General features: G+C 40.7%; 23 protein-coding genes. 7 read left to right on the forward strand and 16 right to left on the reverse strand.

The genetic code is table 11. The annotated features are described in order from the left end of the window. Window positions 1-37: 37 nt before the first annotated feature. Window positions 38-481 carry a redox-sensitive transcriptional activator SoxR gene (gene soxR, locus TW85_RS07665; protein ID WP_202904839.1) on the forward strand — a complete coding sequence of 148 codons (444 nt, stop codon included), beginning with the start codon at window positions 38-40 and terminating at the stop codon, window positions 479-481. Window positions 482-551: 70 nt separating this feature from the next. Here the strand turns inward: soxR and TW85_RS07670 are convergent, their stop codons facing one another. Together TW85_RS07670 and TW85_RS07675 are read right to left on the reverse strand one after the other, a co-directional pair. Further along, entirely contained in the window at window positions 552-1478 is a 927-nt protein-coding gene (locus TW85_RS07670; protein ID WP_046016533.1) for a bestrophin family ion channel, read from the reverse strand. Between the two features lie 177 nt (window positions 1479-1655). Continuing rightward, the gene (locus TW85_RS07675; protein WP_046016534.1) at window positions 1656-2786 is read right to left on the reverse strand and encodes an S-(hydroxymethyl)glutathione dehydrogenase/class III alcohol dehydrogenase; all 1131 of its coding nucleotides are present in this window, start codon (window positions 2784-2786) and stop codon (window positions 1656-1658) included. A 253-nt stretch (window positions 2787-3039) separates the two neighbouring features. Here TW85_RS07675 and TW85_RS07680 point away from each other — a divergent pair, with 253 nt between their 5' ends. After that, a complete protein-coding gene (locus tag TW85_RS07680; protein ID WP_046016535.1) occupies window positions 3040-3906 on the forward strand; it encodes a LysR substrate-binding domain-containing protein in 867 nt (288 codons plus the stop codon). Between the two features lie 156 nt (window positions 3907-4062). Here the strand turns inward: TW85_RS07680 and TW85_RS07685 are convergent, their stop codons facing one another. From TW85_RS07685 to TW85_RS07705, 5 genes are all read right to left on the reverse strand, one after another. Next, window positions 4063-5400: an ATP-binding protein gene (locus tag TW85_RS07685; RefSeq protein ID WP_046016536.1), complete on the reverse strand. Its 1338-nt coding sequence runs from the start codon at window positions 5398-5400 to the stop codon at window positions 4063-4065. A gap of 10 nt (window positions 5401-5410) precedes the next feature. Then, a complete protein-coding gene (locus tag TW85_RS07690; protein WP_046016537.1) occupies window positions 5411-6091 on the reverse strand; it encodes a response regulator transcription factor in 681 nt (226 codons plus the stop codon). Between the two features lie 541 nt (window positions 6092-6632). After that, the gene (locus tag TW85_RS07695; protein WP_046016538.1) at window positions 6633-7463 is read right to left on the reverse strand and encodes a hypothetical protein; all 831 of its coding nucleotides are present in this window, start codon (window positions 7461-7463) and stop codon (window positions 6633-6635) included. A gap of 4 nt (window positions 7464-7467) precedes the next feature. Next, the gene (locus tag TW85_RS07700) at window positions 7468-8400 is read right to left on the reverse strand and encodes a hypothetical protein (RefSeq protein ID WP_046016539.1); all 933 of its coding nucleotides are present in this window, start codon (window positions 8398-8400) and stop codon (window positions 7468-7470) included. Between the two features lie 391 nt (window positions 8401-8791). Beyond that, window positions 8792-9631: an ion transporter gene (locus TW85_RS07705; RefSeq protein ID WP_046016540.1), complete on the reverse strand. Its 840-nt coding sequence runs from the start codon at window positions 9629-9631 to the stop codon at window positions 8792-8794. 252 nt (window positions 9632-9883) lie between these two features. Between TW85_RS07705 and TW85_RS07710 the strand changes: the two genes are divergently transcribed. The 3 genes from TW85_RS07710 (at window position 9884) to TW85_RS07720 (ending at window position 11592) form a co-directional block, all read left to right on the forward strand. Further along, window positions 9884-10234 carry a hypothetical protein gene (locus TW85_RS07710; RefSeq protein WP_046016541.1) on the forward strand — a complete coding sequence of 117 codons (351 nt, stop codon included), beginning with the start codon at window positions 9884-9886 and terminating at the stop codon, window positions 10232-10234. 56 nt (window positions 10235-10290) lie between these two features. Next, the gene (locus TW85_RS07715; protein ID WP_046016542.1) at window positions 10291-10635 is read left to right on the forward strand and encodes a copper resistance protein CopC; all 345 of its coding nucleotides are present in this window, start codon (window positions 10291-10293) and stop codon (window positions 10633-10635) included. Window positions 10636-10737: 102 nt separating this feature from the next. Continuing rightward, window positions 10738-11592, forward strand: coding sequence for a CopD family protein (locus TW85_RS07720; RefSeq protein WP_046016543.1), 855 nt, complete (start codon window positions 10738-10740; stop codon window positions 11590-11592). 116 nt (window positions 11593-11708) lie between these two features. Here TW85_RS07720 and TW85_RS07725 read toward each other — a convergent pair whose 3' ends face one another. The 8 genes from TW85_RS07725 to TW85_RS07760 form a co-directional block, all read right to left on the reverse strand. Next, entirely contained in the window at window positions 11709-12062 is a 354-nt protein-coding gene (locus tag TW85_RS07725; RefSeq protein ID WP_046016544.1) for a cupredoxin domain-containing protein, read from the reverse strand. Next, a complete protein-coding gene (locus tag TW85_RS07730; RefSeq protein ID WP_046016724.1) occupies window positions 12059-14362 on the reverse strand; it encodes a heavy metal translocating P-type ATPase in 2304 nt (767 codons plus the stop codon). Before TW85_RS07730 ends, TW85_RS07725 begins: the two co-directional genes overlap by 4 nt. Window positions 14363-14609: 247 nt before the next feature. After that, on the reverse strand, window positions 14610-14951 hold the full coding sequence (locus TW85_RS07735) for a copper resistance CopC family protein (RefSeq protein WP_046016545.1): 342 nt from the start codon (window positions 14949-14951) through the stop codon (window positions 14610-14612). Window positions 14952-14981: 30 nt separating this feature from the next. Further along, entirely contained in the window at window positions 14982-18116 is a 3135-nt protein-coding gene (locus TW85_RS07740; protein ID WP_046016546.1) for a CusA/CzcA family heavy metal efflux RND transporter, read from the reverse strand. After that, window positions 18113-19564, reverse strand: a complete 1452-nt coding sequence (locus TW85_RS07745) for an efflux RND transporter periplasmic adaptor subunit (protein ID WP_046016547.1) — start codon at window positions 19562-19564, stop codon at window positions 18113-18115. The genes TW85_RS07740 and TW85_RS07745 overlap by 4 nt, the downstream gene beginning before the upstream one ends. An 8-nt stretch (window positions 19565-19572) precedes the next feature. Then, window positions 19573-21015, reverse strand: a complete 1443-nt coding sequence (locus TW85_RS07750; RefSeq protein WP_046016548.1) for a TolC family protein — start codon at window positions 21013-21015, stop codon at window positions 19573-19575. 161 nt (window positions 21016-21176) lie between these two features. Beyond that, window positions 21177-21611, reverse strand: a complete 435-nt coding sequence (locus tag TW85_RS07755; RefSeq protein ID WP_046016549.1) for a hypothetical protein — start codon at window positions 21609-21611, stop codon at window positions 21177-21179. A 203-nt stretch (window positions 21612-21814) separates the two neighbouring features. After that, a complete protein-coding gene (locus TW85_RS07760; protein ID WP_046016550.1) occupies window positions 21815-22090 on the reverse strand; it encodes a hypothetical protein in 276 nt (91 codons plus the stop codon). Between the two features lie 274 nt (window positions 22091-22364). Here TW85_RS07760 and TW85_RS07765 point away from each other — a divergent pair, with 274 nt between their 5' ends. Then, window positions 22365-24419: an EAL domain-containing protein gene (locus TW85_RS07765; protein WP_084616191.1), complete on the forward strand. Its 2055-nt coding sequence runs from the start codon at window positions 22365-22367 to the stop codon at window positions 24417-24419. 11 nt (window positions 24420-24430) lie between these two features. Here TW85_RS07765 and TW85_RS07770 read toward each other — a convergent pair whose 3' ends face one another. Beyond that, window positions 24431-25318, reverse strand: a complete 888-nt coding sequence (locus TW85_RS07770; protein ID WP_046016552.1) for an AEC family transporter — start codon at window positions 25316-25318, stop codon at window positions 24431-24433. Window positions 25319-25482: 164 nt separating this feature from the next. Between TW85_RS07770 and TW85_RS07775 the strand changes: the two genes are divergently transcribed. Beyond that, window positions 25483-25800, forward strand: coding sequence for a 2Fe-2S iron-sulfur cluster-binding protein (locus TW85_RS07775; RefSeq protein WP_046016553.1), 318 nt, complete (start codon window positions 25483-25485; stop codon window positions 25798-25800). The last annotated feature ends 66 nt before the right edge of the window (window positions 25801-25866 follow it).

Genomic DNA, 25866 nt, shown 5'->3' on the forward strand with positions numbered 1-25866 from the left:
GATACGTTCTAAATATCATTTGTTATGGTCACTTAAGATGATGAAAATTAATAAAAATTTAACGATAAGTGAAGTCTCTGAATTCAGTGGTGTGGCTGGGTCTGCGTTGCGTTTTTATGAGAAAAAAGGATTAATTCACTCCACTAGAACCAGTGGTAATCAACGTCGCTATCATTCCTCTATGCTAAGAAGAATTGCTTTAATTCAGGTTGCACAATCCGTCGGTTTTACCTTGGAAGAAATTATTCTTGAATTAGAAAGCCTCCCTATGAATAAGACACCTACCAAGCGTGATTGGGAAAGGGTCGCCAAGAAATGGCAAGCCGACCTTGAAGACAAAATGAAACGCATGCAGTTTTTAAAAGACAATTTAGCGGGTTGTGTCGGTTGTGGCTGTTTAAGTATGAAGCAGTGCCAGCTACTCAAGCCAAATGACTTTGTCCAAAAACAAGGCATTTGGCATCCTAAAGTGAATCAATAGCAAGTCTCTTTCTACAAGCTATTTCTTCTAGCCCTAGCTTAAATCACTAATTTAAATTCAGTGTTTTCTGTTATTCAATGCGATGGTTTTTAGCCTCGATGGGCTCAGGAAAATCTGTTTCTCCTAAGGTTTCAAGTAGATTAATTTCCGTTGTGCGCGTCATGGCATTTAAGGCTAAATCATTGGCAGACAGGCCAAAGGGCTCTTGTAGTTCTTCACTTAGGGCATCGAACCCAAAAAAGGTATAAGCCACTATGGCACAAAAGAGAGGGGTAACCAGCCCCTGCGAAGCAACAATCCCAAAAGGAAGAATGAAGCAATAAAGATAAGCCGTACGCTGTACTAACAACATATAAGCAAAAGGAATTGGTGTACCTTGTATACGTTCACAAGCCGCTTGAACCTCCGCCATTTTAGTCACATGCTGATCTAAACTTGGAATTAAAAATTCAGACACAAGTTTTTTATCTCGACAGATAGCAAGCTGTTTCCCCATTAGCCTTAATAGGGCATCAGGAATATTATGGGACTTTCGTAATGATAAAAGATCATCTTGTTTTAAATACTTCTCGATATCTTCCCATGGGTCTGACTTTCTTAATTGGTGCCTAAGGGTATGATTAAAGGCAATCGTCAGATAGATAAGACGTTGGTGCGCTTTTTTACCTGCTTTTTCATTGCAATGAATATAGGACACAGACTGTCTCGCTAAACTTCTAGAATGAACGATAAGCTGCCCCCATTGCTTTCTTGCTTCCCACCATCTGTCATAACTCGCGTTATTTCTAAAGCCCAAAAAGAGAGATAGCACCACACCAAGAAGCGCTAATGGCGCCAAAGTAAAAGAAGGAAACAACAAGGGATAATAATATTGAAAGAGAGCAACCGCTGCTCCAAGAAGCGTTATAAAAGCGATTTGCGGGAAAACACGTAAAACCACTGAGCCTCGTATAATAAAGAAAAGTCGAAATGCATTGGGTTTATTACGAACAATCATAGGGTGTCTCTAGCTAAAAATAATGTTTTACCCTAAGAAGTAAATGAAAATGAGAATTACTTGTCAATTAGATACTGACACATTATCCGCTTATGGATGCTAGATACCCTTATGAAAACTAACATGCTTCATTGTTAGGCGAAAACGCTGCCTCAGATAGAGGCAGCGAAATACGTCTTATTTATCAAAATGAATCACACTTCGTATGCTTTCACCCTTGTGCATAAGTTCAAAGGACTCATTGATATCCTCTAACCCCATGGTATGAGTAATAAAGTCACTTAACTTAAACTCACCCTGCAAATAACGCTCTACATAATCTGGCAATTCAGTACGGCCTTTAACGCCACCGAAAGCAGAACCACGCCATACTCGTCCTGTTACCAATTGGAATGGTCGCGTTGATATCTCTTGCCCAGCACCCGCTACACCTATCACAACCGACTCACCCCAGCCTTTATGGCAGCACTCTAATGCTGATCGCATTAGGTCTACATTACCAATACATTCAAAAGAATAATCAACACCGCCGTCTGTTAGCTCAACAATGACATCTTGAATTGGTTTGTCGTAATCTTTAGGGTTAATAAAGTCAGTAGCGCCTAACTTTTTAGCCAATTCGAATTTGCTCTCATTAATATCAATCGCAATAATTCGACCTGCTTTTGCCATGGTTGCCCCAATCACAGCAGATAAGCCAATGCCCCCTAAACCAAAGATAGCAACACTTGCCCCTTCTTCTACTTTAGCGGTATTCATCACAGCGCCCATGCCTGTGGTAACCCCACAGCCTAACAGGCAAATCTCTTCTAACGGCGCTTCTTTGCTTACTTTTGCCAAAGAGATTTCCGGCAAGACAGTATATTCAGAGAAGGTTGAGCATCCCATGTAATGGAAGATAGGCTGGCCATTTTTGTAAAATCGTGTGGTGCCATCTGGCATCAATCCCTTACCTTGCGTTTCACGAATCTGCTGGCATAAGTTGGTTTTACCAGATAAGCAGAACTTACAGACACCACATTCTGGCGTATAAAGAGGAATAACATGGTCTCCCACTTCAACACTCGTCACGCCTTCGCCGACTTGCTCCACGATGCCACCACCTTCATGCCCTAGAATGGCAGGGAAGATGCCTTCTGGATCTTCACCAGACAAAGTGAAAGCATCCGTATGGCATACACCAGAAGCAACAACTTTGATTAATACTTCCCCTTTTCTCGGGAGCATCACATCGACTTCTTCAACAGAAAGAGGTTGCTTAGGGCCCCAAGCAATAGCCGCCTTCGATTTAATAAATTTATCTGTCATAGTTTTCTCTTTTTAAATTCAAAAATATTTTAAATGGACTTCATATATGGCCGCGCAGGCTGTAAGCAGGATCATCAGTAAAACCGATAAACTAAAGGCACTTGAGAGAAGCAAAGTTCATCTATTTTGTAACAAGCTTGACCGAGCGGTTATGAATGTCAGCCATTATATTTATTTCTATATGAATGATAATATACTCATTATGTAAAACACTTGTACTCAGTGGTAACAATAAAATTCATAGGTAAACAAAATGCAATGGGAAGGAATTAGAGAATTTGTTTATGTTGCTGAAAGTGGCAGTTTTACTCAAGCATCAAAGAAAATGATCATTTCAACCGCGCAAGTCAGCCGGCAAATTAGTGCATTAGAAAAGCGACTTAAGATTAAATTGTTTTATCGTACGACTCGTAAAGTCTCTCTGACAGAAGAAGGGCATATTTTCTATCAACATTGTCGCGGTGCTCTCGATGCCTTGGATGCAGCAGAACAAGCCATCACCAACCTGCAATCAAAACCACAAGGTAAAATAAGACTGACTGCGCCTGTTACCTATGGCGAGCAACAAATACTGCCTCTAGTGAATAGCTTTATGGAACGCTATGAGGATATAGAAGTTGAGGCTTATCTCACCAACTTACAAATGGATTTAGTAGAGGAAGGTTATGACCTTGCGATTCGCCTTGGAAAGCTAAATGACTCTAGCATGATTGCAAAAAAGCTAGGGACAAGAACACACTATTTGTGCGCCTCTCCCGCTTACCTTGAGCAAGAAGGCAAACCTCAATCTCTAGCTGAACTCAATCAACACAGTTGCTTGTTGGGCACACTCGATTATTGGCACTTTAAAGATTCAGGCAGAGATAAGAATATTCGAGTTACCGGAAGACTGCGCTATAACAGTGGCTTTGCCCTAGTAGATGCGGCCTTAAAAGGCTTAGGGATAGTGCAACTGCCAGACTATTATCTTAAGCAGCATTTAACCCAAGGGGACTTGGTCACCTTACTCGATAATTATAGAGCCCCTGACGATGGTATCTGGGCGGTTTATCCACAAAATAGACACTTATCGCCTAAGATCCGACTACTTGTGGATTATTTGGCAGAACATCTTAGTTAGACAAAAGCTATAAAGAAGAGGGCAAACGCCCTCTTTTGAATTAGTAGATAGATTAATTTTAACTATGCTAATTTTAAAATCTAACAATTAAGTAGAAAGAAATAATTGTTTATTTAGCACTTATCAAAGAGCATTACACATCATATTTATTTGCCTTCAAGCCTCTTCCAGAGGGAGCCAACAAGTAAAACCTGCTCCACCCAAACTGCTTGGTTCAACTTTAATATGCCCTTGATAGCGGCGAACAATACTTTCAACAATTGCTAGCCCCAAACCAAAACCACCCGTTTCGCGACTACGACTTGTGTCTAAACGAGCAAAAGCATTAAAAATCTTTTTACTTTGACCCTCAGTGATTCCTAAACCATCATCTGCAACAGTTAATACGAAATATCCATTTTCGATATAAGAAGTAATAGAGACCATTTTATCTCCATACTGTTGCGCGTTGTTCACTAAATTATCCACTAGTAGCTGAAAATGCATTGGTAATATGCTCAACATTGAGTCACTTTGTAACTCAATACTGAAATTCTTATCCCTCTTAGTTAATTTAGAGATACGTTCTTGTATAAACTTATCTGCATCAACAAAGGATAGAGTATTTAGTCTCTGATGCTGAACATTACCTAATGTTAAAATCGTTTTAGTTAACTTATCCATATCTTCAATATAGGTATCTAGATCTCCTAACAAAGCTTGCTCAGATTCTGTTAAAGCCGTTTTTTTAGTTTGTAAGATACCTAATGCAAACTGCATTCGAGTGAGCGGTGTCCTCAGCTCGTGAGATATGGCATGTGTCATGACTTGATTATCTTTGATTTGAGTTTCGATCTTCTCAGCCATCAAATTAAAGTTTTTTGCTAATCCATCAACAGGGCTAGGTACATCCTCATTTGCGCGGATATCAGTTTTACCTGATGAAAATTTCAATTGGGCTTGCTGTAAAGCCTCAATCGGTTTTTCAATTGCTTTAGCAATCATTAGCACCACAACAGACATAACGATTAAAGTTAATAGAATTAATAGTTCGTAGGCATAGTTCTCAAGATAATCTTCACTCGTTAGTCCTTCCATTTTATTAAAAAACAATCCTTTTTCTATTTCTGCATAATCTTCTACAACTAGATAACCCGGTAAACTCTGTAAAAAGATCCATGCTTGTAAACGCCCATCAGGTAATATAAAAACGGACGTCTTTCGATGCTCACCTAAGTACTCATTTTTATTGTTTTTTTTTGCTTTTAAATTCGGCTCAATGAAAATTCTAAAATGTGAACTAGAAGCAAATGCTTCAACCGTACGCTGATTGAATTTGCCCTTATTTGATTGAATAAGGACAGGCTTCAGCTCCTGATAAACATCATTAACAAAATCTCGTTTACCATCATAGCCAAAATAGGTTTGCATAATGGCAATCAAAATAATCGCCAAAATCAGCATAGCTGCTGACATACTTAAATAAAGCCGCCAAAATAAAGATAATTTTTTCATCAGATAATTTTCAATCCAACAGAAGCATATAGCCTTTGCCTCTTACTGTTTTTACTAACATAGAGTTAAAGCCTGCTAACATTAGTTTTTTTCGTATAGAAGCAACACGCATATCTATTGCACGATCAATACCATCATATTCAATCCCCCGTAAGTTTTGATAACAGGTATTGCGATCTACTATGTCTCCAGAATGCTTGATTAGTAATGCAATTAAATCAAACTCTGCCGAACTAATATCGACACTCTTTTGGTTATAGCTTACCTCTCTACGCACAATATCTATTTTTATACCTGATGAAAAAAATACCGCTTTATTATCGATGGTTTCTATACTTCTTCGAAGTAAGGCATTTATATGAGCGAGTAATACATGTGGTCGAATAGGTTTTGTTAGGTAGTCATCTGCACCCATATTCAAGGCAGATATTTCATTAATGTCATCTTCACAAGCGGTTAGCATCAAGATTGCACCACGAAAAGAGCGCCTAATTTCTCTACAAATATCTATACCATTCTTACCAGGTAACATGATATCCAAGATGACGACATCTGAAGGTGTATTAAGTATAAAGTTTACAGCATGGTTGCCCTGATCTATATGGAGAACCCTAAAACCTTCTGACTCAAGAAACATGATTGCTAGACGAGCAATCTCTTGATCATCTTCAACTAAAATTATGGTTTTCATTATATTTTCTTCTCTGCATAACCTTAAAAGTAGCCAATAAAAAACTAAACATGCGTTATGTACTTAGCGTTAAAGTGTTTTTCATAGGATCAATGCTAGGTTAGATTTTAGAGCCTTTACCTTTAAAATAGTTTCCTTACTACCCGTTGAATAAACAAATAACATTCACTGTTGAGTTTTATAATTAATAGATAGCCCCTCTACAGTACTATCTCACTAACTTCAGTCTAAACACTCTTTATAAAATATAGATGATATTCGTATGGAAAAACCTATAACGTGGAGTCGTGTACCATTTTTGTAAGACTTTGTAAGAAATCCAAATTCGTAAGCCTTGTTATTAGAAGGCTTACTTTTAAAAGACTCAATAATAAATAAAATCACGATCTTACAAGATATAAAATATAAAGATAAAACCTTCTCTATTATATTATTTAAAATATAAAAAGTTTTTACAGCTAAAACGAAATAAATCTGACTATCTATAATATTAAATTTAAAAAAACAGCCTCTAGAAAACCTAACTAGAGGCTTTAAAAACCTACAAGGAGAGAATCTCTAACTTTATTGCCTTATATTTACCATTAGGTAATACAGTCGGTATTTTGTAGGTTGGGGATGACAGTAACTGATACATTGCTGTATCACCTTCAATGAATTCTTGAGGTGTATATAAGCGCCATTCATCAGAAATAGCCTTTTTGCGCCAGCCATAATCTTGAGCGCCGAGCAATGTTGTTAAAGACCAATAAAAGTATTCACCACCTTGGCATTCATAATCACAGGTCGGATCATAGTAGCTATACCAAGCTTGCTTAGGGTAGTGATTTGGAATGCTCTTAAACACACCTCCTCTCGCGATATCCATAGCATTTGACTGGGCACTACCTGGTCTAGTTGAAAACGTATTTGGATATAATTTTTCATAACCAGCATTACTGATTAAATGTAATACTTCTTCAAGAGTTGCATCAAAAACCCCATTAGCAGCTCCGTTTGGATGAGTCTCTGTTGCATAGAGATCCTGCCCAATGCCAACTTCGATTCCATGTTCAGTTAGCATACTTTCTCTGAAGTATTCCATATCCTCTTCTTGCTCAACCATGACTAAAACTGCTTTTTGCAGCCGTATCGTTTTTACAAGTAATTCATTATCTGCTTTACCATCTTGGTCGTTATCTAAGTATTCTGCCATTACACTCGCGGCATGAAGTAATTTACCTTCGGGCACTGTATCCGTTGCAACAATTGTGACTCCGAAAACATTTACTTTCTGAGTGAAATTTAACGGCTTATCCTTTGCGTTTAAGGTACTGCATGCTGTCATTGCAATCGAACAAGTCAGTAATATATTTTTAAAAATCATATTCATATATTTAAAACTCCATACCAAAATTTAATGCGATAAAGTGAGCATCTTTAATATTTAAATCGCTATTACGTGTACTTCCATCTTTGTTTTCACTCAGACTTCTATCAGTGATAACACCACCAGATAAACCAAATACCGCAGGGCCAAAATTTTGACTTAGGGTTAAAGCTGTACGCGTTTCTTCATAATTCATAAAAGATTTTTTGTCGCTTCGTGCAAACCGCCTTCCAGTCCAACCTCCTTTCCCATGAGATAATGAAATAGCGGTGTCATCATTAAAGTTATAGCTAGTTGATAACTCAGATTCTTTATCAGCTAAGATTGCAGTCAATTCGACTTGCTCAAAAGGCTGCCAATTAACTTCAATAAAAGGTAAGCCAATCAACGCCTGAAAGCGCTCGCTCTTATTCCATTGAAATGCGAGGCTAGGAAGATCATTTAACCCCCCATCATCACTAGCTCCCATCCCGACTATCCAAGCATTTCCAGCACCTGTGGGCATTAATAAGCTGGCCTCTAACTCTTTGGAGAGTGAATCGGAGCCTTTGAAAGGTTTATCACTCAATGACCCTAACGCACCTGATAAATTGAATTCTTTACCACTTTCAAATTCGTGCGACCAAGATAAATTTATTCTGCCTCCCTTAATCTCATTAGGGATTTTTGCATTGCTACCAGGCAATAACGCATTGCTTGTGATATCAATTCTTTCAAGCCCTAAACCAACAGACATGGTGTTCATATCATCTAAATACAGCTCTTTATCCAAGTTAATCTGTATTCGTTTTTGCTTGAATGAGGATGAACTCCCTGAAATATCTGCACTCGCTTGTTGTTCAATATTTAGATATGCATTGAAGCGCTCTTCTTCATCTGCGTGTAATACCATAGGGGTACAAAATGTAAAAAATAATAAGGGTTTATTAACTATTTTCACTTCCAACTCCTGCTTTAAGTACAGCCCTATTTTATTGATGTTTTAAACGCCATAACGTTGGGTCGTGTCGTTTTTGTGTCAGCCACAGTAAGGGAGTTGGATTTTATTTAAGCCATACGAAAGTATTTCTATTAAAGAAGAGTTCAAATAGAACAAGTGTAACTACCAAAAAGAAGTGTGCTTTAGCTTTTAGAATGAGAACAGATCGATAATTATTGATCTCCAGACGATGCCATCTGGACGGTTTATCCACAAAATAGGCACTTATCGCCTAAGATCCGATTACTTGAGGGTTATTTAGCAGAACACCTTAACTAGATGAGCAACGCTAAACATAAAAAAAGAGGGCTTTCGCCCTCTTCTTATTTAACTAATCAAAGTCAGTAAAATACTAGCCTTTATCGCTTTTCTCATTCATTTTGTCATCAAGCTTTTCATTTAAAGCGATGATCTGTTGCTGCATTTGCTGCATTTGATCCATCAACTCAGCATGGTTTTGTTCTTGGGCATCATGCTCCTGCTTATTGGTTTCTTGCGTCATGACATCAAGTACCACACCTACCATCATATTTAAGAAAACAAAGGCGGTTAAAAAGATAAAGATGATGTAGTAAATCCAACTAAAAGGATAAACGGCCATGGTTTCATACATGACATCCGTCCAGTCTTCAAAGGTCGCCACCCTAAAGAGAGTCAGCATGGCAGTGGCAATATCACCCCAAAGTGTTGGGTTAACATTCTCGAAGAAAATGGCACCTACAGCGGCAAATAGGTAAAAGATAATAAACATCAAAAGGGCGATATAGCCCATTTTGGGGATGGCCTTTAATAAGGCATTTATCAAATAACGTAGATCTGGAATGATGGAAACCAGACGCAGTACACGAAACACTCTTAACAAGCGCCCGACTAATACCATGTCACTTTCTGAGATGGGTAAAAGGCTACCAATCACGATAATAGAGTCAAAAATATTCCAAGGATCTTTAAAGAATGCCCGTTTATTATCACAAGCCACGAATCGCAAAATAATTTCAACCAAGAAGAAAACAGTAATGAAACTATCAAGGTAGTTTATAGCGCTTTCAACCCCTGCGGGTAAAACATAGGTTTTAGCGCCAACGGTCAAAGCGGCAATAATGATGATACTAATGATAAAGCCTTGGAACCAAGCGCTGGACTCCACTAACTTTATGAGGCTAAACCAACTTTTTGAGTCAGTTTTTTGCATTGTCTTCTCTCTTAATGTCTAGAATAAAGGTCTAATTTAAAGGCCACATGTGATTTTACTCAAACCATCTAGATCAAAAAGATGCTAGGCATGTGACTTTAAGTTGCGCCATCATAAAAGTCTCAAGGCAGAAAGAAAAGAGATTATATTGAATATTCTGAACCAAACTCAGTCACTATCAAAGTGCCTGAAAGCTAGTGATCTAATAGTCGAAATGTTATATTTAATCCCTTATAAAATGAGGGTGTGTCTATGTGGTTTAAGGTACTGAGCTTAATGATATTATGCTTATTATCCTTGAGTGCCCAAGCCTCACCTTTTGATCATACTAACGCCCTTAATCCAGAAGGTGCTCTGCTTTCTCCTGAGCGCACATTTAATCATTTGCACTCGCAAGCATTTTTAGACACTGAATGTAGAAGAAGCCAAACCAATACGGCTAAGCTTGAATGCTGTCATATTGACACCTGTTCAGCCCTGATTTTAGATCTAGATAAAAGCTTGGCTTTACCTTTTTTGGGTGACCGTCATGCCCTTTTTATTCATTGGCCTGATACCCCTTTATCTCGCCTTATACGCCCACCAAAAGTCTCACTTGTTTAGCTCATTATTAAGTTTAAACCCTAAATTTTTTATTTTATTCAAACGAGACAAACTCTATGAAAACACTGATTTCTTTAATCCTTGGCTTTAGCATCTTATTTAGCAGCAATCTATTTGCTCATGCAAAAATACTCACTTCCATTCCAGCTAATAATGCTATCTATGACACACCTCTCGCGGCTATTGAGTTAAATTTTAAAAACTCTTCTCGCTTAATTAAGTTGTCCCTTAAGAACCAAGGCAAAAAAATTCCCCTTAACTTTAAACCCAGTGCAAAAGCCAATACTCATTTCTCGATCCCGCTTCCCATGTTAGAGAAAGGCCAATATAGCCTAGAGTGGATTACCCTAGGCAGCGATGGCCATAAAATGAAAAGCAAAATTAGCTTTAACCAAAAATAATAGTCTTTACTAACGCTCAAGGTTGCATGGTTGAAACACTGATAGAAAGCTTATCAGTATCTGTGACACCTTGAGCTTCACAAAATATTAAAGGAGACGATTATGTGGGAAAGCATCAGCTTAGTTTTTAGGCTCGCTCTTTATCTCGCGTTATCAGGTCTTGTGGGATCCGCTTTTGGCCTCTTTTTGAGCCAAACAAGTTCGCTCAAAAAGACCTTATCTAATCACTTTATCAAAAGCTTAAAGTCTTATTTTTTAATTAGCCTACTCACTTTATTCTTTACTAGTCTGGGCTTCTTTTGGGTGAGGGTTGGCGCCTTTGCAGAAGAAGGTCTTGCAGGGTTATTTGACCCTCTGATGATAAGTATTTTGTATGACTCTGGCTTAGGTATGGCGTTAAATTATGGGTTATTAACCTGTGCTTTTGCGGCTTTATATTACCTTTTCATAAACCGAGTTTTATTAATATGTATGCTAGTCAGCATCAGCTTATCTTTTGCTTTTACAGGCCATCTTGCTGAGCTGGGTATGATTGAAAAAGGTATCTTGAGTTTGCATATCCTCATTGCTTTTCTCTGGTTAGGCAGCCTCTACCCTTTATGGTGTTTGGTTAACTTAGAAAGAGCACAAACCGTTGGAGAAGTACTAGAGAAATTTGGCTATTACGCCAGCTTTATCATGCCCTTCTTGCTGTTAGCAGGTGTCGCTCTTGTGTATGTCATTACGGATTTTCAATTAGAGTTATTAATCTCTAATTGGGGAGCAGCATTGGCTATCAAACTAGTTTTAGTCTTGGCTATCTTAGGACTCGCGGCATGGCATAAATTTAAACTAGTACCTAATTTTCAAACAAAGAATGGGACAGAGAAGATGGCTTCATCTTTAAAAGTTGAGATTTATCTTGGTTTCGGGATTTTAAGTTTAAGCGCTTTTCTGAGTACATTAGTTAGCCCCTAAATTGATAGTCACGAAATAAATAGAGGGAGAGTGAGGTCATCGCTTTACTCTCCCTCCTAATAGCTAAGAAAGGCAGAAGCTAGGCTAATTAGAAATAAGGCTGAATTAAAGTAAGATTAAGCCACCAGCAATTGCCCACGATACATCTGCATCTGACAATGAAAAGCATACTCTCCTTTCGCTAACGCCGGTAAGTCGACCAAGGTTTCCTTACCCAAAGACAAATCAACACTGATACCTAGATCCGGTATTACTAGGGTTTGGGAGCAAGCAGCCTCATCTTCTCTTAAGAACCTAAGTTGTACTGCCTGATTCGCCTTGAGCATCAATTTAGAAGGGAGATAAACACCAGAGCTGACTTTAATTACCTGATGCTCAGCATCAAACACTTGTGGTTTTTGCTGATATAACCAGAACCACCAAACGATAAATGCAATGAGTAGAAGTCCAAGTAAATTCACCAGTATCATGCTATTTCTCCTCTTTGTAAGGTTTCCTGCGAGGTTTTTAGTGGTTTTTTTATTGAGGAATTCAGCAAGCGTAATCGATTGGCGTTAGTCACCACAGTCACTGAGGATAAGGCCATGGCAGCACCTGCAATCACTGGGCTGAGTAAAATACCAAAGAAGGGATAAAGCACACCTGCGGCCAATGGAATGCCTATGAGGTTATAAATAAAAGCGCCAAATAGATTTTGCTTAATATTTTTCAATGTGGCTTTACTGATCTCAATAGCATCTACTACGCTGGTTAGCGCACCTCGCATTAAGGTGATATCAGCACTTTCTATTGCTACGTCTGTCCCAGTACCTATGGCAAAACCGACATTGGCTAAGGCCAGTGCTGGGGCATCATTAATACCATCCCCGACCATGGCTACCGTTTCTCCTTGGGCCTGTAGCTTTTTAATAATATCCGCTTTATCCGCTGGTAAAACGTCGGCAAAGTATTCTTCAATACCCACATGTTTAGCGACTGCGGCTGCCGTATGGGTATTATCTCCCGTTAGCATGATAACTCTTAGACCTTGTCCCTGTAGCGCTTCTATCGCCGAAATCGAATCAGATTTAATAGGGTCAGAAATCGCAATCATGGCCTCTAACTTGCCATCTATCGCAAAATACAAAGGCGTTTTTGCTGAGCTTGCATAAGCCTTAGCTAAGTCTTGCTGTGAGCGAATATCGACACCTTGCTCTAGCATAAAGCCTTGATTACCTAATGCTAACGAATGCTGCTCTACATAACCTGTTATCCCTTTACCGCTAATGGCATTAAAGCTCTCCACACTAGCAAGTGAAATGGACTTCTCTTGAGCTGAATTAACAATCGCCATGCCTAAAGGGTGCTCAGAATTTAACTCCAAACTTGCTGCAAATTTTAAAATTTCTGTTTGGGTGAAGCCGCCAAAACATTCAATGTCAGTGACTGAAGGCTTACCTTGGGTAATGGTGCCAGTTTTATCCAATACCATAACGGATAAATCAGACGCGGTTTGCAAGGCTTCACCATTTCGTATCAAGACACCTGCTTCTGCAGCCTTTCCAACACCCACCATAACAGACATGGGCGTTGCTAAACCTAAGGCACAAGGGCAGGCAATGATAAGTAAGGTAGAGGCGCTGGCGATGGCGAAGGCCACCACTGGATCAGGCCCAAAGTTAAGCCAGATAAGTCCAGTAATTACCGCTAATATCATCACACTTGGTACAAAGTAAGCCGAAATCGTATCCGCTAATCGACCAATTGCCGGTTTAGCATTTTGAGCCTGTTTAACCATTTGAATGATTTGCGCTAGGGCCGTGTCTTTACCAATACGCGTGGCTTTAAAAATAAAGCTGCCCTTGGTATTGATGGTACCTGCCGCAACCTCATCATCCGGACCTTTTGCCACAGGCATAGGTTCACCCGTTAGCATGGCTTCATCTAGACTTGAATGGCCTTCAAGGATAATACCGTCCACAGGGATTTTTTCACCGGGCCTGATTTTAACTTTATCACCTAGCCTGACTTCTTCTAAGCTTATTTTTACCTCTTGGTTATCACGAATTACGCTGGCCGATTTAGCCTGCAAACCTATTAGACGCTTCACGGCTTCTGAGGTTTTTCCTCTGGCTTTAAGCTCTAATGCTAAGCCAAGGTTAATTAGACCGATAATCATCATACTGGCTTCAAAGTACACATGACGTGCCATTAAAGGCAAAATATCAGGCGCTAATACAACCACCATAGAATAAAGCCAAGCCGTCCCTGTGCCCAAAGCAATCAAGGTATCCATATTGGCATTATGATTTTTAAAAGAGCGATAAGCACCAAGGTAAAAGTGTCGACCTGAGGTAAGCATCACAGCTAACGTCAGTAAACCCACAAGCAGCCAAGCGATTTGCTCTGTGCCTGATGTCACTGTCATTTCACCGATAAACAAACCATAAAACATTAATGGCACGCCTATAGCCAAAGCGAGGTAACAATGCTTCATCAGCTTTTTATAATAAAGTGCCTCTGCTTGTTCTTTCTCTTCTTGGCTGGCCTGTGCTGTTTGCGCGTTAGAAAACTTGGCGTGATAACCCGCATCCTCCACGGCTTTTACAATAAGATCACCTTTGGCATTGCCTTTTACCAACACGCTCCTATCGACAAAGTTCATGGCAACAAAGTCCACATCGGCGACCTTGGCAATGGCCGTTTCTATCTTACCCACACAGCTTGCACACCCTGCACCTTCAATAATAAATTCTTGAATGATTTTTGGATCTTGACTTAGTTTGTCCACCATTGCTCTCCATGATTAAGCAAAAACTAATATCACTATAAAGCTTGGACTAAGTCCTAAGTCAAACTTTGAATTTAATAAATACCATTTCCTCCATATTAGAGTGAAAACAAATAATGTGAACTAAACAAACAAGAACATCTATTGGTGCCCTTGTTTGTTTTTCTTGTCCCTTTCTTAATAAGATTTTATGGCTTTATACATTTGCCATTCTAGGGAGCCTGCAACGAATTCAAGCAAGTTGAGCCTAATGCACCATAAAATCAAAAGTGCCTGTTTTTGCTTCGCCATCATGGCTTTCAACACTCCAAGCCACACGGTAATTACCTTTATTTAAGGGCATCATAGGGGCGCTAAAAAAGGTGTTATGGCGACCATCGCCCACAGCTAATACACTCACATTGCCAGCCGCATCAAACAGACGAATTGATTTAAGATTAACCATTTTGGCAAACTTAAGCTGCACCTTGTCAGGTGATTGCATAAACATGGCCCCGTTTTTAGGAAAGCTCTGCTCCAAGCTAACATTGGCCCATAATGGGCTTGTCATAAAGATATTGATCACTAGGGCTAATAAGATATTTTTCATATATTTCTCCAAGGTTTATAAATGATTGAGTTAGGCTTTTTCGAGTTTTTGAATGCTGCGTTTACGCCATAAAAAGTAAACAACAGGCAAGACTAATAAGGTGAGAATAACCGCGCTGATCATGCCACCAACCATGGGGGCTGCGATGCGGCTCATAACCTCTGAACCTGTACCTGTGCCATACATGATGGGTAGTAGGCCAACAATGATGGTAGCTGCCGTCATCATCACAGGACGGACTCTGAGACCCGCGCCTTCAAGCACGGCTTGGCGTAAGGCAATAACACTCGGGCTCTGCTTTTGCTCAGCATGTTTGCTTAACATGGCTTGATAGGCTTGATTAAGATAGACCAGCATGATGACGCCAATCTCTACCGCGACCCCAGCTAAGGCAATAAAACCGACTCCCACAGCAACTGAAAAGTTATAACCTTCTAGGTACATCAACCAAAGGCTACCAATAATCGCCATAGGTAAGGTGCCCACTATGATGGCAACCTCCACCATGTTTTTAAAATTCAAATAGAGCAGCACGACTATGATCAGCAAGGTTAAAGGCACCACATAAGTCAGCTTGGCTTTTGCCCTTTGCATATATTCATACTGACCTGACCAGCTAATGGAATAACCTGCTGGCAAGCTAAGCTCATCAGCCAAAATGCCTTTGGCCTGCTCCACGTAACGGCCAATATCCATGCCTTCAATATTAATAAAAGCCCAGCCATTTAAGCGCGCATTTTCACTCTTAATACCAGGAGGCCCATCTTGTACATAGACATGGGCTAGCTCTCCTAAGGCAATACGCTGACCTGATGAGGTAATCACAGGCAACAAAGATAGCTGCTCAGGTGAGTCACGATAGTCTTGCGGGTAGCGTACATTAATCGGATAACGCTCTAGCCCTTCCACTGTTTGAGACACATTCATGCCTCCCACAGCGGTCGCAACGACTGCCTGTATATCAGCCACACTCATGCCATATCTCGCAGCGTCTTCCCGACGTATATCCACCTTGATGTAACGTCCACCCGCAACCCTTTCGGAATAAACGGATGCTGTCCCGGGGACATCTTTTATGATGCGCTCTATTTTCTGACCTATCTCTTGGATAACCGCCAGCTCAGGCCCGGCTATCTTTATCCCTACAGGGGTTTTAATGCCGGTTGCTAGCATGTCAGTACGTGTCTTGATAGGCATGACCCAAGCGTTAGTTAAACCCGGAAATTGAATGAGTCCATCCAGCTCCTTTTTGAGTTTTTGCGTAGTCATACCTTCACGCCACTCAGATTTAGGCTTGAGCTTAATAAAGGTTTCTATCATGGTCAGCGGCGCTGGATCTGTTGCCGTATCCGCGCGGCCTACCTTACCAAACACTCTTTCAACCTCTGACACTGTGCGAATTAACTTATTTGACTGCTGTAAGATTTGTCTCGCTTGAGCAATAGACACACTAGGGTAAGTGGTCGGCATATACATGAGATCCCCTTCATCCAAAGGAGGAATAAATTCACTGCCTAACTTATCTAGGGGCCAGATCCCCACAGCAAACACCACAAGACTTAAGGCCAAGGTCGATTTAGGGTAAGCCAATACCGTCTTAAGCACGGGTAAATATAAAAAGGTAAGCAGTCGATTAACCGGATTCTTATGCTCAGGTAATATCTTGCCGCGAATAAAGTAACCCATGAGCACAGGCACTAGGGTCACAGCTAATAAGGCCGATGCCGCCATGGCATAGGTTTTGGTATAAGCCAAAGGCGCAAACATCTTGCCTTCTTGCGCTTCTAGGGTGAAAACCGGTACAAAACTCACAGTAATAATGAGCAAACTAAAGAATAGAGCGGGGCCCACTTCGCTGGCAGATTGTGCCACGATTTGCCAACGATTCTCTTTCGTTAACGGGGTTTTCTCCATGTGTTTGTGCATGTTTTCTATCATGACGATGGCCCCATCTATCATGGCGCCAATGGCAATGGCGATACCGCCAAGAGACATGATATTGGCATTAATACCTTGCAGGTTCATGATGATAAAAGCCGCTAAAATACCCACGGGCAAACTAAACACAGCCACTAAAGAAGAGCGCACATGAAATAAGAAAATGACGCAAACAATAGCAACCACAGCCAGCTCTTCGGCAAGTTTTTCCCAAAGGTTTTGCACCGCACTTTCGATCAGGCCAGATCTATCATAGACAGTCACGACTTCTACCCCGTCAGGGAGACTTGCCTTGAGACTCTCGAGTTTGCTCTTAACCCCTTGGATTGTGGTTTGTGCATTCTCACCAAAGCGCATGACGATGACGCCGCCAACGGTTTCACCTTCACCATCCAGCTCAGCTACACCGCGTCGCATTTGCGGCCCGACCTGAATATCCGCCACATCACGTAATAAAAGCGGTGTTCCTTGCTTGTTTACGCCAAGCGGCAAAAGCTCTAAATCCTTAACCCCTTGAATATAGCCTGAGGTGCGAACCATATATTCTGCTTCAGCCATTTCAATCACAGAGGCACCAACCTCTTGATTACCTCGTTTAATCGCTTGCTGAATATGGGCTAAGGGCATATCAAAGGCCCTTAACTTATCTGGATCTACCTTGACCTGATACTGCTTCACCATGCCGCCTACCGTCGCCACTTCTGACACACCAAGGACGGTTTGCAGTTCATACTTTAAGAACCAATCTTGCAGGCTTCTTAATTGGCTAAGATCATGCTGGCCTGTTTTATCAACCAAGGCATAAAGATAAATCCAGCCAACACCCGTAGCATCTGGACCTAATTGGGATCTGGCATTAGCAGGCAAAGACGGGGCAACCTGACTCAAATACTCCAATACCCGACTTCTGGCCCAGTACATGTCCGTATCATCATCAAAGATCACGTACACATAGGAATCACCAAAAAAGGAATAACCCCTGACAGTTTGCGCACCGGGTACAGAGAGCATGGCGGTTGTCAGTGGATAAGTAACTTGGTCTTCCACCACTTGTGGCGCTTGCCCTGCAAAGCTGGTTTTAATAATCACCTGTACATCTGAGGTATCAGGAATCGCATCTACAGGCGTATTTTTTAAGGAGATAAGACCCAAAACCAATAACAATAAGGTGGCTAGCAGCACCATAAATCGATTACTGATCGACCAATAGATAATGGACTTGATCATGGTTTATTCCCCTCCTCTGACATACTCATAGGTGAGGTCATTTGCATTTGACTATGATCCATTGAGCCATGATCCATTGAGCCATGATCCATCTGGTCATGACCCATCTGACTATGATCCATGCCACTGTGATCCATCTCGCTCATATCCATCATTGGCATATTCATGTCAGACATATCCATTTGGCTATGATCCATTTCACTCATGTCCATGACAGACGATGAAGGGTAATTAAAGCGTTTAAAGTCTGAGCTTTTACTCGATTCAGAATCCAGTAAGAAGAGCGCTGAGGTGACAACTTCATCCCCTTCAAACAAACCTGAAACGATTTCGATAGAATCCTTATCTGTACGACCTATTTCCACATTAATAGATTTAAAGCGACCTTCACCAAGCGCTAGCACAACACGGTTAGACTGCTCTACTCTGATAACGGCTTCTTTAGGTACCAATAAGTTTGGTGCAGCTTCATCGTTAAGAATGTTGATTTTGGCAAACATGTTAGGTTTTAACGCTTGGTCTTGATTCTCAAAACGCATGCGTACTCTTAATGTTCGACTAGCAAGATCCAGTGTTGGATAGACATAATCCACCACACCTAACCAGTTTTTACCGGGCAGATAATCCAATGACATTTGCACCGCAAGGCCTTCTTTAATTAAGCTGGTTTGCTTTTCAAACACCTCGGCTTCAACCCAAACCTCATCGAGTGAAGCAATTGATAACAGCTCCATTCCGGGTTTAACAAACATGCCATCAACCATGTTTAAGTAGTCAGCAACGCCATCACTGGGTGCGTAAAAGGTGACACTTTGCAGCACCTTTAAAGTTCGCGTTAAGCGTCTAATTTCTGTTGGCGGGAAATTCAGCGCTAACAGCCTTTCTTTAGCCCCTTTAATCAGGCCCTTATCTTTTCGTCCTAACGCAAAAAGATACTCTTCTTGGGCATTCACCAAAGCTGGGGAGTAAAGACGATATAAAGGTTGGCCCTGAGTAATCCTTTCACCACTGGCCTTGATATAAGCTTCTTCTATCCAGCCTTCGACTCTAGGATGAAGGTGCTGAATTTTATCTTGGTCATACTGCACATAACCAACCGTATTCACATTTAAATTGAGTTGATTAAGGCTCGCCACACCAGTGCGTACACCCAAGCTATTCACCACTTCGGGAGAGATCTGCACTGTCCCAGCACCTGAGTCTTGATTGGCCTCATTGGCATAGACAGGTATCAGATCCATTCCCATAGGCGATTGCCCAGGTTTATCACGACGATAATTCGGGTCCATTGGCGCAACCCAATACAAGGGCTCGTCTACTGCCGTTTCTGCTATAGAACTATCAATAGCGTTAAGGGGTTGAAAGTAAGCGTAAGCGGTTAATGCAGACACAGCGCCAATGGATAAACTCACACTTATAATTAAGCTGTTTTTTAAAAAAGGTTTCATGCTAATTCCTAGTAAGAAGACATAGGGGCGACTAAGTCAGCACCCAGTAAAAAGTCATTGCTTGTGGCAAATAAATAATTGAATTCGACTTTTTGTTTTTGTAGGGCAACAGAGATAACAAGGGCTTGGATCTTGGCATTTAAGCTTTCAATACGCGCTTTAATCACATCAGAAAACGGCCCTTCATTACTCTTGTAGGCTGCTAAGAAAATGTCTTCTTGCTGTTTTAGTTGAGGTATCAAGGAGGACTGATACAAGTGGTGACGCTGATTTAACTTGGCGACCTTAGACTGAATGACGCGATATTTTGCCAGCATTTGCTTAAGGGCTAACGCTTGTTCAAAGGCGATAGCATTAAGCGCCAGTTGCTTGGACTTTACTCCCGCATCTTGTGCCGTTTTCGAAAAGATAGGCATATCTAAGGTGACACCAAGAGAGAGAAAGTCACTGCGTGGCATGCCATTTTCGGCATCATCTCGATAGCCGTAACTTGCGTTGAGTCCCCATTGTGGCTGATAAGCCTGTTTAGCCAATGACATACTCACTTGAGCAAGCTGAGCTTTCTCATCTAATTCAATTAAGTTTGGATGCTGAACAAACTGCTTAGACAAAGTTTGATCCGTAATAGAGTGATTAGGCGTTTGGGTTTTCTCATCTAAGTGGCCTTTGTTATCTAAGTGGCTTTTGTCATCAAAGTGAACTGGATCAGCAGGATAAAAACGTGCTTGCTTGAGAGCCACTTGCGGCAAACTGTTCGGTTCTGGCCATGATTCAAGATCACCTAGCCAATGACCTAATTGCGCATACTTGGCTTGCTCAATAAGCGCTAGACTCGCCAATCTATCTTCAAGGCGTATTAATTCTAATTCAGCCTTGATGATATCCCCTTGGCTGGTTCGCCCTAACGCAGACGAGTAACTCGCTTGAGACACCTCCAGCAGTTGCTCAAACAAACCGCGATTTGCTTCAATCAAGGCGATACTTTGCTTAGCTTCAAATATGGCCAACCATGTTAAAGACACATCCCGCTCAATTTGGGCAGCCCTTTGGTATTGCTGGACTAATGCCACTTGACCCTTTTGCTGCCAAGTTTCTTTTTTAAGAGCCAGACTGTCGCCCCTTGGTAACATCTGGCTGACAGAGAACTTAAGCTGAGTCATGGCTTCTTGATTAAAGTCCAAACTGTCTATAGGCATGTTGGCTAAACCTAAACTCAATTTAAGGTTATCTAGCTCACCACTTTTTATAGACTCAGCCTGTAAAGAAGAGACAAATAATTGATTAGCATCCATCCATTCATCACGACTAATCGCCTCTGTAATTAAATCCGTTAGAAGATGCTTTTCACTCACCTCCAAACGCTTATTCGATAGAGGCTGTGCTGTTGTTTGCTGAGTAACAACAGATATTAAAACGAGTAATTGAATACTCAGACGCTTAGCTAAATACATTAACCAGGCTCCTTTCTAAACATTGTAGAACTTGGCTTATTTCGTCGAAATAAGGCCAAAAACAATGTGATCAATTAGAGCAATGAGATTTTTGACAAGCGTCATCTATCTAAGACAAGGCTGTAGCCAAATCAATTACACTAATACATCACAAATAATGATTAAGAAAGAGTGCTAATCGGAGGTCGATAGAGGGAATTAGCCCTAAAGCTAAAATGTTCTGAAAGAGAATAGAAGTTGACACTTTGCATGGAAGGAACCAGCAAAGAAGGTTTGATAAGGGCATCATAAGCTAAAGTGGCACACATGATTTCAGCGCAATCTTGCCCCATTATCTGACAATGGATTTCACAGTTTTCTGACATGTCAGAATGAGATGATGCAGACATGCTCGTCATCGTATTATGCTCAAGCATAGGGCTAACAGAGGCGAGTTGCACACCATTAAGGCCACTTGCTTGCATAGACTGAGCTGCAAATGTCGACATAGAATGAGAAGTCGAAGACTCATGCATAGGCAATAATTGAGAGATGGACTGCAGCAAGAATAAAGCAGCAAAAATGCTGAATACTATTCCTTGTTTCACTGAGTTCATATTTATTACCTAATAAAAAATTGTTGCGAATGCTGACACAAAGCACTTCAAGAGACCAGCAAGATTTATAAGGACTTACTTTTAATTCACTTTGTTTACACAATCTAACAAAAAGATATTCGCAAGAAATAGCAATGCTTTACTGATAGACAATCAAGTGACGAGAAAGTTTTAAATCTTCATGAAATTAAAGTTTGTAAGTACTAACTTCTCTTTATTCTCACGACTTTCATCACTTCCAAGGGAATACCTGCAACACTTTCAGTGGTCGGGTAATAGGTAAGATTAACTCTCGCGCCTTTCAAGCTTTGATATTTGCCTTGGCGTTTAAAACGAAACGGGACTTGGTAACCTTCAATCATAACTGTATGTAAAACCCAATTTTCTTGTGGTCTTTGAACATGAGATGTTACTTTTAGGTCATTAGAGTGAATCAATTCTTTGTTCTTTTTTAATAAGTCCTTAGGATCAGATTGCACGTCTTGTCTCCTTGTGAGTTAAGCAGAGGCATTAGTATGCCACATAAACTATATTAACTAGATTGATAAATTTTTATCCTTGAACTAGCGCCCTTAATAAAGGCTAAGTTTTCACTCAAAACGAACATTCGAAAACGCTAACATAACATGCTTTAATAAGACGCCTAACGGACGTCTAAATAGTTGGAATATCTGTTCTCATGGATCGCATCTTATTAATCTGTTGGTAAATATTTAGTATTTAGATATGTAGCGTCAAAGGAAAGACTTTATAGTGGCTATTCGTATAAAAGACAGAGCATCGGTAAAACATGCGCAAACAATCATTGCTGCCTCATTAATTTTGAGTTTGATGTTTGGGATTTTGCAGGCCTTTTTAGACCTCGAAAGTGAGAAGAAGCAAATCCAGCAGCGCTTCAGTAGCATTCTTTTGCTATCACATGACCCAGCTGCTCAAGCCGCCTACCAGTTAAACTCGCCACTGGCAAAGCAGGTAATTAAAGGTCTGCTCTCTCACCCTGATATTATTAAAGCCGAAATCATGGATGACTTTAATAGTCAGCTCGCCAGTGATACGGCTCAACCTAGTGATGAAAACCAGCTCACAAAAATCATTGCCACCTATCTCTTTAGTGAGCAAGAACATCTGGAAATCCCGCTTACCTTCTCTCCCAAAGACATTAATGTTGGCTCGCTGAGTATTAGCTTAGATTCTCAAGCTGTCGCAAAAAGCTTTATCGCAAGGGCGACCAATGTATTTTTATTAAGCTTAATCAAAAACTTAATTCTATCTCTGATTCTTTTAGCCTTCTTCTATATGGTGCTCACTCACCCTTTGACCAAGCTAACCCTTTGGATCAGCTCTATTAAGTATGACAATAAAGCGGTAGATAACCCGCCGTTGAAGATAAAAAAAGATGAGTTTGGCCTACTGATTAAACAGTTTGTTGCCCTGTGGAAAGAAAGAGAAAGCGCCGAAGCGCAATTAAGAGAATATGCTTATTTCGATCTACTAACTGGCTTATCAAACCGTCGACACCTTTCTGACATTCTGCATAACGCCATCATCAAGATTCAGCACCAACCCAGTATTGGGGCACTCTTTTATATGGACCTTGATAGGTTTAAGCATATCAATGATTCACTAGGGCACGCGGTGGGTGATGCCTTACTGGTTACTATAGGTAAGCGTTTAAGCGAATTTAAAAACGACGAAACCAGTGTGGCCAGACTAGGTGGCGATGAATTTGTCATCCTAATCCCTAATATTGCGAAAACCGAAGAAGAAGCGCATAAAGAAGCGACTCGACTTGCCAATAGAATCCTGACTTCTATTGCAGAACCACATACCTTGATTGGCCATTTATTACATACCTCAGCCAGTATCGGTATTTCTATTATTCGACAAGACTCCAACACAGGCCAAGATATTCTTCGCCATGCAGATATCGCCTTGTATAAGGCTAAAGCTGAAGGTGGCAATACTTATCATTTCTATGAAAACCAGCTGCATATCCAAGCGGAACAACGTCTGAGCATTGAACAAGGGCTTCACAGCGCCATCGAAAACAATGAATTTTATTTGGCTTTTCAGCCTCAGTGCAATAAAGATGGCGACATCATTGGGGCTGAATGTTTAGCCCGCTGGAAGCATCCTATTTTAGGCGAAATTTCCCCTGCTGACTTCATTCCTATTAGTGAAGAAACACGCCAAATTTATCAATTAGGTGATTGGGTATTAAAAACAGCGTTTCTACAGATCACCCAATGGCTACATCAAGGCTTGCCGCATAACTTCAGCCGCCTTGCGATTAATATCAGCCCAATCCAATTCCAAGATCCAAACTTTGTGGAACGCGTACAAGAACTCTTAGTTGAATGTAAGTGCCCACCTCAACTAATTGAGCTAGAGATAACTGAGAGCTGTTTGTTTAAAGATGAACATCTTGCCAAGCAGAAGTTAGAGCAAATTAAAGAAATGGGCATGACGCTTTCCTTAGATGACTTTGGTACTGGTTATTCATCTTTACGCCACTTACGAGAGCTGACCCTAAATGTGATCAAGATTGATCAGTCTTTGATTCGTGACCTTCATAAAAATGAGGTGGATAAAGATATTACCGACAGTATCTTATCCTTAGCACAAAGATTAAAAATGAAGGTCGTCGCAGAAGGGGTAGAAAATCAAGAAGAGATGGCTGCCTTACTTGAGCTAGGCTGTGAATTTTACCAAGGTTTTTACTTCTCCAAACCCTTAAATGCCAAGGCCTTTGAAAAGCTTGTTTTCGAAGACCATAAAGCTGTCCACAATGTGCTTAATCAAACTTAGGTTCCCTAAGCTTAAAGCACATATAACAAGATGCTAGGTATGGTGACCAGACTAATCAGGTTGCCTATTAGCACCATTGAAGCCACCTTGTTTGGTTCCTGCTGAAATAGCTCAGACACAATATAATTCAATACCGCAGGTGGCAGACAGGCAAACACTAAAAGGTAAGCAAAATACTCTTCTTTTACTGGCCAGACCTGCTGCCAGACAAAGGCAGCTATCAAGCCTGTTAACGGACATAAAATACCTGCCAATAAACCTAAACGCCAGTTGGTTAAGTCCACATCATTCATTCTCACTCCCAAAGCAAATAGCATTAATGGGATAGAAATTTGTCCTAACATATCAATCGGGACAGATAAGGAGGTGGGCATACTCCAACCAGAAAAACTAAACAGTAAACCAAATATAGTGGCCAGCACCATAGGCATAGTGAGTATGCTTTTCAGCTTGGTTTTAGGGTTGATGAGGTACATGCCTAAGGTGAAGTGAAGCAGATTCTCTGTCAGAAAAAGTACCACTGCAATAGGTAAAACAGATTCACCAAACGCCAGTAGCATCAAGGGAATACCTAGGTTACCACTGTTATTAAACATCATAGGTGGCAACAGAGTTTTAGTTGAAACCCCCATAAACTTGGCAACAGGCCAGGCTAATAACCCGGAACCAACCACAATCACAGCAGCCCCGAGAATCAAGCCTTTATACTGCATCACATGGAAGCTACCTGAAGCCATGACAGAAAAAATTAAAGCAGGTACAAATACATCCATATTGATGCGGTTAGCAATCGTCATATCTGTCGATCGCCAGCGAGCGTATACAAAGCCAACTAGCACCACAAATACCAAAGGAAATACCGTATCAAAAGTACGTGATAATAATTCGGACTGTTCCATTGCCATTCCTTAAAGTGTAGAAGTGAAGCGTTTTCCCATGCTGATAACGTCTCTTTATTAAAAGCATGGGTTTTGCAGATGCGCATGCTAAAGTTAATGTGAAATAACCGCAAGCCAGACACGTTTTGATCAAGGGCTAATTACAGCATATGCAAGAAAAGATAATGAAAGATAAAACCCTTAAGATCACCCTGAGTCAATCCGACCAAAGGATGAGCTACCAGGCAGCCCCAGAAGAAAACATTATTGAAAGCTTAGAGAGACAAGGTAGAGAAGTAAGAAAAGCCTGTGATAACGGTGTTTGTGGCGTGTGTTTAACCAAGCTCTATGAAGGTGAGGTAAACTATGGTTTACGAGAACCTTTTGGCTTGAACCAGAAAGAACTAGAACAAGGTTATATTCTGCCCTGTATTGCACACTGTAAAACTGACATCGAAATTGACGAGCCACCAGCACCAAGACAAAAACGAACTAGGCCTTAAGACAAGTTCAGAACTTAGCCCCGTCACACTAAATCGGTTAAGATAAAGCTATCTTCAACTGATTTG

It is taken from the genome of Marinomonas sp. S3726, assembly GCF_000967665.1.
In the GTDB taxonomy this organism is placed as follows: domain Bacteria; phylum Pseudomonadota; class Gammaproteobacteria; order Pseudomonadales; family Marinomonadaceae; genus Marinomonas.